Here is a 12,528-nt window from a genome sequence, read left to right on the forward strand (position 1 = left end):
AAGGAGCCCAATCGCATCAGTGCCTGAAGTGCCATGAGGTTGCAAGGCATCGTCGCAGATTCTGCAGCTTCACTCAGGCGGTCGCTCGTCTCGTTCCCTCTCTTCAGCGACCGGTCATCGCCTCAGGCATCATTCCCGAACCAGTTTCGTGCCATGCAGGCTCTCGACAAGCTGCGTTTACGCAGTCCGAGCTGTCCGCACACGCGGTGAAACGCGATACCAGCGTTGCGCCGGTATGGATCTATCTGCTCATTCAGCAGGCGAAGCGACAGGAGGAAAACTGTGGGAACTGTCGTCCTAGGATTACAAGGCGGAATCGCCAGCGGCTCAGAAACCACTTTTGATGGGCAGCCCATGCAGCCGGGCATCCATTTGCGATGGAGCTTTCAGCCGGAATTAGGCTTTCCGCCCGGCGGTTTCTGGCTTTGCCGCCGTGCCACGACAACGAAGGATCGAACGGCGTTCGCTCCTCCGGCTGCATACGCGACTCTGGTGAATCAGGCCACAGCTGTCACCGTCCCGGTGACAGCCGTGCCGGGAACCGATCAGTTTGAGGCTGTTGCTCCTACGCCGTGCAGCAGCGTGATGCTCGCCGGTTGCTCGGCTGAGGATTGTGACGAAATTCTGATCGAGACCTTTTGTCAGAATTCCGACGGCAAACTGGAGGAAACCAGCCGGCAAGTCGTACGAGTCCGGCCAGGAGCATTTCGCATCAGTATCGCAGCGCGCGAAATCTCCTGCGTTCGTGTCACCGGCGCCAGCAGCATGGAGGAATGTGGTTGCAGTGTAGAGCCTCCTGCCTATTGTGGATGCGGCAGTGGGAGCACGACCGGCGGCGGCACGAATCCACCGAACAACGGACAACCGGTGTGGGGCAACCCTGGCAAGGATGGATGGCAATGCTGGGGCGTGCCTTTCACCCTGCCCATCACCAATACAAACTGGCCTGCACGCTACTATGGTGCACCAGACCCACAGACCACACCCGACTCGACCGTCGCCGTGCAGGATGTGAAAGAAGCGCTGCGCCGCCTCGGCACACTGAAGCTGGCAGCATCGCTCTCCACAGCGCAACAGCATGCAGAACTCGACAAGCTTCGCGCCGAGCTCAAACGCCTCGTCGAAGGCTTTCCCAGCACACTTCTTCCCGATGTGCCGCTTGAGTCTTCGCCGGCTGGAGCCAATGCACCTGACTTGAACCTGTCTCTCATGCAGGAACTGCTGTTGTTGGCTCTCGATCCTTATTTTGCCCGCGTTCTCGGCCTCTATTTTGTCGACGACCAGATCGCTCCCGGCGTCAGCTACGACTATTTCCTGATCGGCTTCTGGGGATCTACGCCCTGCCAGGATCTGACACTCTACCCTGGCCTCGCGCCTGGCGCGCCGTTAGCCCTCGGACAGGCGCAGTTCGATGGCATGAGTATCCAGACAGCAAACGGCAATACCTCGCTCTGGCGTTGGCTGCGCGATGACAGCAGTGGCAACTACGATCCGCAGACCGATCCCAGCGCGCCCACCGCCATCGCGCCCGCGCTGAACACGGCGCTGGGCAGCCTCACCGCATCACAGCAGCCCGAAGCCATGCTCGCGCTCTATTCGCCTGTCAGCAATCTCTGGTTTCCCACGGCTGCGCCGGCTGTCAGCATCGCACTGCCGCAAACCTATATGCAGGTAGACGCGCAGGTCGCAGGCCAGGGCACGGTCACCGCGCTCTCGAATGGAACTTCCGTCGCCTCCGCCAGCTTCCACAACACCACGCTGGCCTCGGTCACCGTTACGGCAGCCAGCGCATCCGCTCCCATCGATACCATCCAGATTAGCGGCGTCACACAGAACGTCACCTCCGGCATTGTTGTTGCGGTTGGATCACTGACACTCCACCCGCTTTCGCCCGACACCATCGGCATCCGCTTCGCTCTCCTCGGTCCACCCTCCGCTATTTCTCCGATTGCTGCACCAGGACAGCCAGCGTGCAGCTTTGTACGCCGCCAGGCTGACGTCGATCCCTCCACTCTCGCTCTCGTTCCGCACAGCATGTTCAACCTGGAATGGCCTGCGCCTGCGGCCACGGCTGCGCAAACTACCGGCAATCCCATGACCGATCCGCTTGACCTGCCTCCGCCCGATCGTCCGATCGGCTTTGTCGCCGAACGTCAGGACAGCGGGAAGTCCTCAAGTCTCACGCGCCTCGGGAAATGGATCTCCGTCGCCAGCTCACCGACACCGGCAACCTCCAAAATCACGACACCACGTCTTTATCGGTATCTCGACACCGGCGTGCCCGATCCACTGGGCAGCTACAGCTATCGGGTTGCAGGATTCGATCTCTTCGGTGCCGTCGGTAACTGGTCTGCCTGGACTACACCGATCGGCGTTGAAAGAGTCGCTGCCGCACCTACCAATCTCCGCATTATCCAGTTCAACAACACAACCGCAGGAGGCGGCGCGCCCGATGCGGCGGGCGATGCATGGGTGGGCGGAACCCTCCTCTATCAGGTCAACTGGTCAGGAGCCTCTTTTGTCCTCTATCCAGACATTGAGACTGCTCAGGCCACCGTGCAATCGGTCGATCTCGCTACGGGCGCGCCGACCGGTGTTCTCACGACTCAGAACTTCACTCTTCCGCAGCGCATCGCCACCCAACTCACAGTCACTGCGATCAATGTCACTCCGGCGCCCATCGGAGCAGGCAATATCGTCACCATACAAACCAACCCTGCGCTGCCCTCGCTGCAACCGACCGATCCTGCAGCCATGCTGATCCTCACGCTCCCCGACGGGACAATCGAACGCTACGTGACCCGTCCCGCCGCCGTCACCTCGGGCGGAGCGGTGGTAGCCACGGTTCAGGCCGGATCGAGTGCGCGCATCGTCTCCACGTCCGGCGATTTTATCGGGCAGACCGCATATCTCATCTCTGGTTACAGCGTGCAACCCACGTTGTCTGTGCCACTCAGTATTCCCATGGCACAAAACACGGCTCGCGGACAGATTTCCATCCAGGGATCGACAAAGAATCCCTTCGACGGCAGCGAGCAGGTCGTCGATCCGAATGGCGTCAATCCGAATCAACCGGAGCCAACCTCCGTCACCCTTCGCTTCACCGGCGCGCAACGCCTGGTTCCGCCTGCTCCGCCCACGCCCACCCATTCCGTCGATCACGTGTACTACAACCCTGCGGATTACACCGGCATGGCAAGCGCCACGCTGCCTTTCAGCCTGAGCGGCGGAGCAGGCATCTACGGCTATATCCTGCAACGCGCTCCGGTTCGCTCCATCCAGCTCGCTGATGTAACGCGACGGATCGCTCTCAACAACGCGGCCGACCCCAATCCCATCGTGCCTGACGGCGGAGCTGCGCAGCGCCCCGACCTCGCCGCCTGGATCAACGATCTGACCCAGTGGCTCTCCTGTTACAACGCCCAGGCCGGCACGTCGTGGACCATGGCCAATCTTCTGTCCGACTCGAACGCACAGCGGGAATTCATCGAGCATTTCTATGGAGGGCTGCTCGATGACGAGCTGCGCGCTCTGGCAGATATCTCGCAAAATGCTCCCGGCTACGCGCGCGTGAACTCTTCGCCTTATACCTCCAGCACTCCCATGTCCGACAGCGTCAACGGCACGGGCTACGGCCGCAACGTCTACCGGATGACCACCGTCAACTCCGCGGGCACAGTCAGCGGCGCTACCGGAACCATCGGTCCTTATTACACCCGCGTGGTGACACCGCCGCGTCCACCGGTGCTCTACAAGCTGCAGCCCACGCAGTCATCCATCCTTGTTGCCTGGGCGCTCGATACCAACCCTGATATCGCGGCGTATCTTGTCTACCGGTCCGCCAGCGTCGATCAGCTCGCCGACCTGCGCTACTTCGGCCCGAATCCTGCCTACCCTCTGAGCCCCTCGGCTCTCGCGCAGGTGGCCTACAATCCGCAGTCGTCGCCCTCTGTCTCCTTTGGAGCAGGACAGGTCGATCCCCGCATCATCGCGCTCGTTCCCGATCCGCGCCTGTGCGCGCGCGATTACCAGGGCAGCGACATGGCAGAGATCACACTGCCCTCCGGTTCTGCACCGGACAGCATCAACGGTATCTACCGTCTCGATCAGTACAGCGCCGCACTGGGGCCGCTCCATCAGATCGCCTTCAACTACTGGACGCCGCCTTCTACCGGCGGCATCGCCCAGATCGTCGCCAGCAATCCGCCCTATGTACGCCTGACCGGCTTGCGCATCGGCCTTGGACGCGGCATCCCCGTAGTCGTCGTCGCGACCTACCAGGGCCAGGTTAAAGTCTTCGGTCAGGTTCCGGTGCGTCGCGCCGGATTCACCGACGGTGTGCTCTCCACGGGTACGCCTGTCGATTCCAATACGCTCCAAGGCGCGCCGCCGCCGAGCGTCAACGTTCCCAACGCCTATGCCATCGTCAGCGTGGATATCTTCGGGAATCTCTCTTTACCGTCCACGATCTTTGCAGCGCAGATGTTGGCCATTGCTTCATAAAACCCCATTCCATCCGGGAAAGGACAGCATTCATGGGCACCCCTGCAACGACACCTCCTGATCCAATTGCGCCGGTCGTCACAGCGCTCTCGTTTCTCGTCACTCCAAACCCCTCAACGATCAGCTCCGGCGATACGCCCAGCACCTGGGAAGGCTCCAGCGCCACCGATGGCTCGCTCTACAGCGTTCTCCAGCCACTGCTGAATACATTGTTCAGCATCTCCTCGCTGCAATCCGTGGGCTCCTCGGTAAACACCGCGCTCACCGATGTCGCGAAGGTCATCTCCACCATCGCCGATAAGCTGGCGTCTCTCGAGGGCAGCCTGCCCGCGGGCACCAGCGCAACAGACGTCATGAACGGCCTGCAATCCGCGCTATCGATGGCCAGTACCCTGCTGCCCTCCAGCGCCGGCTCGGCGGCCGGCTCCGCGCTCAACTCCGCCAGTCAGCTGTTCACCACCATCCAGAATCTGATTCAAGCCGTCGGAGGAGATCTGACCCAGGCCGCCAATGAGCTGGCGCAGCTGTCACAGCAGATTACGGCGCTCGCCGCGCTCTTTTAGGGCGGCAGGCGCACCATTCATGGTCAAGACGGCATTCCGCGTGTCTTGCGGGATTCCGTCATAGCGATCGCGTCGAACACCCGTCAGCCCAGCGGCCGGCGGGAATAAAGGAACCGTCATGGCGTCATCTGCGTCCATCGTTTCGCTTCTCGAATCCCTCGGCGTTCCCATCCTGCAGGAAGTGGCGGATGCCGCTCTCGGCCAGGGCGTACTCACCCTCTCTGACGACGCCTCGGGGCTCACCGTTGGCGTGACACTGAGCAGCGGCCAGAGCCTCCATGCCGACGATGTGACCTTCATGGGCTCACAGGGCTTCTCAGGTCATTTTTATGTCGACGGGCTCGATGCAAATCCGCTCTCCGCTACATTGGCCGGCGGCTTTGCCATTGCCCTCACCGCGTTCGATGTGACCATTGCGAATGGAGGCATGGCCGCCAGCACCATCGGAGGAGCGCTGACCATCCCCTTCTTCACCGATGAAAATGGCAACCCCGAAACGCTGGATGTCGAAGTGAGCACGAAGCAGGACGGCTCCCTCTGCATTACGCTCGCCGCCACCACCTCTTCACCGACGACTCCTGACGGTCTGGTGCAGCTTGTCTATAACCTCCCTGGCGGCCTCGGCAGTGTCGAAATCGATGTCGCCTCGATAGAGTTCGATGAGTCCGCCGGCACCTGGACCATCATCATTTCAGGCAACCTGATCATTACCGTACCAGGGCTCAATTGGCCCAGCATCGAGCTGCGCGGACTCGGCATCGACAGCAAGGGAAACATCTCCCTCCAGGGTGGATGGATCAATCTACCCAACCAGATGGCGCTCGATTTCTACGGCTTCAGCATCGCGCTGCAGGCTCTCGGCTTCGGCAGCGACGCCAGTGGCAAATGGATCGGTTTCAACGGCGATATCAATCTCGTGGAAGGGCTCTCCCTTGGCGGCTCTGTGCAGGGATTGAAAGTCAATCTCACCACGGGCTCGATCTCCTTCAACGGCGTCGGCATCTCCTTTGAAATTCCCGGCGTCATCACCATCGACGGCGAAATCGATCACATCCACGTCGATGCCAACACGCCCAACGATCTTGTGCCCTACGGGCTGATGCCGTCGATCTTCAACTCCATCGCCCCGGTCGGGCCCACCGGCCCCAAGAGCATCGATCTCTTCGCCGGCTCCGTAAAAGTGCAGGTGCTGCCTGACGAAATGGATCTCGAAGTCGATGCCAACTTCATCGTGGGCAATTTCGGCGGGCAATCCGTCTTCTTTCTCGCGCTCGATGTCGAGCTTCCCGTCGGCATCCCGATCTTCATGGATGTCTCGCTCTACGGCCTCTCCGGCCTCGTCGCGACGGGTCTCGATCCCGACCCCGAGCCAAACGACACGTGGTGGCAGTGGTACAAGTACCCAGCCGGAACCAGCGGACCACAGCTCAATGCCACGCCTGACTACAGCGCAACGGACTTCACCAAGTGGCTCGTCCCACAGCAAGGCGCCTTCGCTATCGGTGGCGGCTGCACCATCGGCACCAGCGCCGACGACGGGTACACCGTCTCCGCGGCCATTATGCTGGTCATCCTCATGCCCGGCCCGGTCATCTCCCTCATCGGGAAAGCGAATATTTTGTCGAAGCGCATCAGCGGCGCGGACCAGGATGCGAACTTCGAAGCCATGGCCACCTATGACGGTAATTCCGGCACCTTCGATCTCACCATCGACGCGCAGTACTCGATCCCCGTCGTGCTCGACATCGAAGCGACCGCGGAGCTCTATGTCGACGCCACTGCCGGTGAGTGGTTTTTTGCCATGGGCAAGCCACCACACACACAGCGCGTCTCGGCACGCATCTTCGATATCTTCGAGACGGACGCCTATTTTGTCGTCAGCAATGCCGGCCTCATCACCGGCACCTGGACCGGTTATCAGGGCTCATGGAGCTTCGGTCCGCTCTCCGCCAGCCTCGATGCCTATCTTGCCACGCTGGCGGCCATTCAATGGTCGCCACTGCAGATCGCCGGCGGCATCGAGCTGCATGGAAGCGTGCAGCTCAGCGCCTTCGGCATCGGTGTCGGCATCTCCGCCGACGCGCTGCTCGAAGGCTGCGCGCCCAATCCCTTCTGGGTGCATGGCGAGCTCTCTGTAGAGCTCGATCTCCCCTGGCCTCTGCCCAATGTCGGTGGCACCATCTCCCTGTCGTGGGGCGGCGACGACGGCTCCATACCGCCTGTCCCACTGGCGCTCAGCCACATCGACGCGGCGCTCTCCGATCATGGCGACTCTGCCGGCAAGCCGGCAAGCGATCACTACGTGCTGCTGGCCCACCGTAGCAACGGCCCCTTCCCCGATCTCACCGTGCAGTACGACAATCCCCAGGCGCCAGGCATCCTCGATCTCACCGGAACCGCGCTGACCAACTGGCAGAATCGTGTCAGCTCCGGCAATCTCGCCGACATGCTCCCGGACATGACGCCCGACAACACCAGCAGAACACAGATGGCCCCCGTCCTGCCGCAGGACACGCACTTCGTCCTCAACTTCTCTCATCCTGTCGTCGATATGAGCGGCGGTTTCAACAATGCGCTGCCCCAGGCGCAGCTTCCACCCGAAGTCGTGACCACCCCGCCTCCTCCGCCCCCAACCGAAGTAGGCAAAGACGACATGTCGAATATCAACCCGAATCCTCCCTCGGTCCAGTTCCTCATCCGCCACTCGCTGATCGACGTCAGCCTATACGAGTGGGTCGGCGGCGCGTGGAGCCTCGTCGCCTCCATTCCTCCGGTGCCTCCCACAGAAGCCAGCGCGCAAGCCGACACTACCTACCTGAGCGGCGTGTGGCTCGCGCCAACGAGTGCCACGCAAATTCAGCTCAAAGTCGTTCCCTGGATGATGGTCGAAGGAGAATTCTGGACAGTATCCTGGAGCAGCACCTCCACGCCCCAGAACTATGGCACGTCGTTCAACAATCAGGGCCTCGACTTTCAAACCACCAACACCCAGCCTGCAGCGATCGGAACAGGAAACGCCCCGGGCCTGCAGCAAGGGCTCGCCTTCACCAACGCCGGAGGCTCACAGCAACCCTCTGTCGCCATCACCTTTCCGCAGCCAGAGGTGCTCTCCTCGCTCACCGCCGTCGTCGCCGTGGACGAAGGCGAACTCCTCTACGCCTACAACGCGCCCACCTGCGTCGGCGACGGTGTCACCCTGACACCAACAGCCCAGTCGTGGGACTCCAACTTCATGCAGTGGACCCTCACCTTCGATCCCGAAGCCACGCCTATCTCCACGCTCACATTGAGCATGCAGAATACCTCCGGTGCCACGCTCGTCCTCTACGCGCTCGATTACACTGTCCCCCCCACAGCCATGGCTATCCTTCCCAAAGCACCCGCAACCTATGCACTGCGCGTCACCACAAAGATTGAAGCGGCCCGCGTGAACGGCGGCACACCGCAGTATCAGACCGCGCCTGATGGTTCTCCCATCGTCGAATTCGCCTATTTCCAGACTGCCTGCGGACCAGGTATCGCAGAGATCGGCGCGTCCATTCCCAATACTTCCGGTCTGCCCAGCACCCCCACCAACACCACACCTGTGCCTGCCGAAGCTGCGAACTTCCCGCAACTGGCCGTCAACTGCAGCACCATGCAGCAGCCTTTCACTTCATTCCCTCTGGGCGGCGCCATCGACGACCTCACTACCTACACGCAATGGTCCTGGCCGTTGAACGGCGCTGTAACCGCCTATTACGGATACGATGTGAATGTCGAGTTCTGCGAGAGCTATGTCAACGCGTTATACGTAGCCGCCGGAGGTCGCGGCATCGCCAATTCCCTCCATTTCCGTTGTGTCGATCGCAACCAGAATCATCTGCTGCTCCAGACACTCGCAATCCACGTGCCTTCTATCCCCCAGCAATCCGCGCTTGTCGCCACTGCGCTCACCGTTCCACTACCCAGTGTCATTCAGCCATCCGATCAGGACGGCCTGCTTACTCTCACCGGCGCGCAACTTGCCGGTCTCGAAAAGCGCGCGCTGGTGAAGATCGATTCCAACCTGCAGCCGGATACCGCGGCCTCCCTGCAAAACACTGCAATCACAAACGTGTCCCAGCTCACCGGTCCCGGTATTCAGCAGCTCAACCCAGGCATCATCGGCATTATCCTCAAGGAGCGCCAGGAGCAGGAGGCCGCGGCGACGGCCCGCCAGTTGTGGTTCCAGCCGCTCGCGCCGCAGATGCAGTACACGCTGGATGTTGTCGCCGGATCGTGGCTCGGCGCTACCAGTGACTTCTATCCTGCGGCCGGAGCTGGGACAGGCTCGCTCGAGGAGATCTTTTCCGCCTCCGATGCCATCAGCCTCCTCAAAGATCTCGAAAACTGGTACACAGCCCAGGCCGCGCTCACCACGCTCGAGCGGGTCACCTTCACCACCTCGCGCTATGCCACATTCAGCAGCCAGATGAGCAATGCCGCAGATCAGCTTGCCGGTGTAGCGGGTACAGCGCCGCTGCGTCACTACAACACTTCCGTCGATGTAAATACCTGGCTCGCCGATGCAGCCAACGGGTATTCGGCCTTCACCACCGCGCAAACCATCTACACGCAGCAGCGCGCAACGTTGGCCGGCGTTGTCGCACAGTTCGATCCCCGAGCCGATGATCTCGCACCCGGCGCGCCCTGGCCCGATAACGGCAACCATGCCCTCGTTACAGCACGAGAGGCGACATCACAAGCCTGGCAAGCACTCCAGCAGACCTCAGTCCCGGTCTTTGATGCGCTCATCGGTGCCCTGGGCCGAGCCGATCTTACCAGCACACAGAAGCCAGTGGCCGTCCCCGATACGGAGATGACCCTCTTCCTCGACCCCACCGGATTCGACATCCGCGCCATTCTGCTCGAAAGTCCTGAAGCTCTCCCCTGGCAACGTATCTGGCAGTGGATTCAACTCACACCCATTTCTCCTTCTTCGCTCGGGCTCAAACAGATCGACGTGCTTTGGAATTCCGACAACACGCGCGGCCTCATTCTGCCGCTCGGCAGCCCGCGCGGGCGCTACACGCTCTCCATCACGTTCCAGGGGAACCTGGGCGCCGAAGCACCCTGCATCACGCTGAACGGACTTCCCGTCACCGAAGCCGCAACCATCGGCGTTCTCAGCCTTGGCGCAGTTATCCATAAGCCACGCAACCTATAAGGAGCACATATACAAAGCTCTTCGCCAAACAATCCGTGAGGATCATATTCTCCTATCCCTCTGGAATCACATACGGACATCTATGTAGAGTGAAAGGGGCAGCACGAGGCGCAGCCATACTGCCGCCCTAACCAGTCGTCGATAAAGATTTCCTTGAGAATGAAAGGGTATTGATTCGTGAAGAGCGCAACATCGCAGCGTCTTCCACGCCGCGCAATATTTCTGATGCTGTGCTTTTGCATGGGCCTTTTGCCCGGAGCACGTGCGGCAGCTCAAAGCCCAACTCCTTCTGAAATTCATTGGCCTGAAGCGAACCTTACTTGTACTCCCAATGGCAAAGTCTTCCGTTGCTCTTCCATGACAGATGGCAGCACCGTGTTTGATGATGTGGAGAGCTTCTCTGTACAAGGCAGTGTTGCGATCATCGATATCCACGGAAAATGGCGCATCATCGATGCCAAAGGACACAATGTCCTCCCAGGCGAATACGACTTCATCTCTCATTTCGATAAAGATGGCCCTGCCCTTTTCCTCCTGGAATCCTGGGAAAAGAATACCGAGACTGTCGAAGGAGTCTGCGATAGTTCAGGTCAAATACTGATTCCTGTGAAGTACCGGGAAGTTCACTATATCCCGGCTGCGCAGCGTTTCATCGTTACGCAAAACAATAAGGATTTCTTGTTCGATGCAAACGGCCACAATCTCATGGAGACTGGCTTCGACAGCATCTCAAAGCCTTTTGCCGGTGAAAAAAACTCTCTCTGGGTTGTTCGCGAAGGACCGGAAGAAGGAGCCATCGCCCCCGCTACGGGCCACCTGCTGATTCCTCTCGGCAAGTGGTTACTCCAGAGTCGAGGGCCCTTTATCATTGCGGAACAAGATGATGCGCAAGGCGTATTTGACCATGATGGGAAGCCAATTCTTCCCATGGCTGAAGATCAGCAGATCTCCTGGTGGGAGGAAGGCCACCTGCTGATTGTGAACACTGGCAGCGGCGAAACCGATGATAGCTATGCCCTCAATGCCGATCTTCAGGAAGTGATTCCCCACCATCGCTACGCCGTCATGAAGCCCTATGGCAAGCGTCTTGCAATCTATAGCAACGAAAAGTGGGGACTGCTCTCACCACAATTAGCCGTGATAGTCGCGCCACAGTACAGTGCCATCAACGAGCTTCATCAGAGTGACAACAGCCTCTTTCTTATCGATGTACCGAAGCAGGAGGGTGCGCATCAATATGGGGTGATCGATTCCAACGGGAAGATCATCCTTTCTCCCGCATGGGAGAATATCAACCTCAAACTTCTTCCCGCGAATACCCCTGCAGCCGACGGGGACAAAAGAGCGGATGTGCCCGCCTACTATATCGTTTCGAAAGGACAGAGATTCGGACTCCTCTCCGCTACCGGAGACACGCTTCTCCCCACAGAGTTCGACAGCATCGAGTCTCTGGACGAGGATGATCCGAGACTGGTTGCCACGCGAAACAATCGCGCAGAGCTGGTTGATGGTCGAACAGGAAAGCAGATCCTGCCTCCCGATTACGAAGAGCTCAGTCTGCTGGATGGCTATAGCGATCTTTTTCTAGCGAAGAACAGCGGAAAATTAGGTGTCATTACCGCATCTAGAGAAACGCTCATTCCCTTCGCATACGATGCGTTTGTGGATGGGGACTCTCTCGAACATACCCTGCTTCTTTCGCAACATGGGCAGACTCATCGATTTACGCTCATTCGCTCGAATGATCATTGGGCAACGCGCAGCACTACTCAAGATGTGCTTGGCCTGCCATGCGACACAAACCCTGTCGTAAACATTACCCGTGCAAAAACCACGGAGTGCTATCTACCCAAGCCCTTCTCCCATGAACAACAGGTGCTGGACGGATCCCACAATGGGCTCCTGCGCGAAGCCACATGGCCGAGCCTGCTGCTCTCCCAAACGCAGGCATTCATCTTTTTAGGTGAATTCGCCACAGCCGAACTTCCATTACTCCCTAATACCTTACCGCTTTGCCGTGATACGAAAGGTTTCTCGATACTTCTAACCTCGAAATCGAGCCAGGATGATCCGACGCTTTGCCAGAGCTCATCTCTGCATCGACTGACCTTTATCCGTACAACTCCGACGACTTTGCACTGTAACGAATGTTCCGAACACAACATCCCCGACACCTGGATTCGCTACGATATGCAAGCGCACTAGGCATACAGCACATCTTGGAGCGCCAGCCTTCCCTTTCCGACTAGGGAAGGCTGATGTTTCTCTCCTGTT

At 59.6% G+C, this 12,528-nt stretch carries 4 protein-coding genes; all 4 read left to right on the plus strand.

Going from position 1 to position 12,528, the window contains the following annotated elements:
• Positions 1-282 precede the first annotated feature (282 nt).
• The 4 genes from ESZ00_RS11380 to ESZ00_RS11395 all read left to right on the plus strand — a co-directional run bounded on the left by ESZ00_RS11380 (position 283) and on the right by ESZ00_RS11395 (position 12,459).
• Entirely contained in the window at positions 283-4,503 is a 4,221-nt protein-coding gene (locus tag ESZ00_RS11380) for a hypothetical protein (protein WP_129208373.1), read from the plus strand.
• Positions 4,504-4,535: 32 nt separating this feature from the next.
• The gene (locus ESZ00_RS11385; RefSeq protein ID WP_129208374.1) at positions 4,536-5,066 is read left to right on the plus strand and encodes a hypothetical protein; all 531 of its coding nucleotides are present in this window, start codon (positions 4,536-4,538) and stop codon (positions 5,064-5,066) included.
• A gap of 118 nt (positions 5,067-5,184) precedes the next feature.
• The gene (locus ESZ00_RS11390; protein ID WP_129208376.1) at positions 5,185-10,254 is read left to right on the plus strand and encodes a hypothetical protein; all 5,070 of its coding nucleotides are present in this window, start codon (positions 5,185-5,187) and stop codon (positions 10,252-10,254) included.
• Positions 10,255-10,431: 177 nt separating this feature from the next.
• Positions 10,432-12,459 carry a WG repeat-containing protein gene (locus ESZ00_RS11395; protein WP_129208377.1) on the plus strand — a complete coding sequence of 676 codons (2,028 nt, stop codon included), beginning with the start codon at positions 10,432-10,434 and terminating at the stop codon, positions 12,457-12,459.
• Positions 12,460-12,528: the final 69 nt, after the last annotated feature.

The organism is Silvibacterium dinghuense (genome assembly GCF_004123295.1).
In the GTDB taxonomy this organism is placed as follows: Bacteria; Acidobacteriota; Terriglobia; order Terriglobales; family Acidobacteriaceae; genus Silvibacterium; species Silvibacterium dinghuense.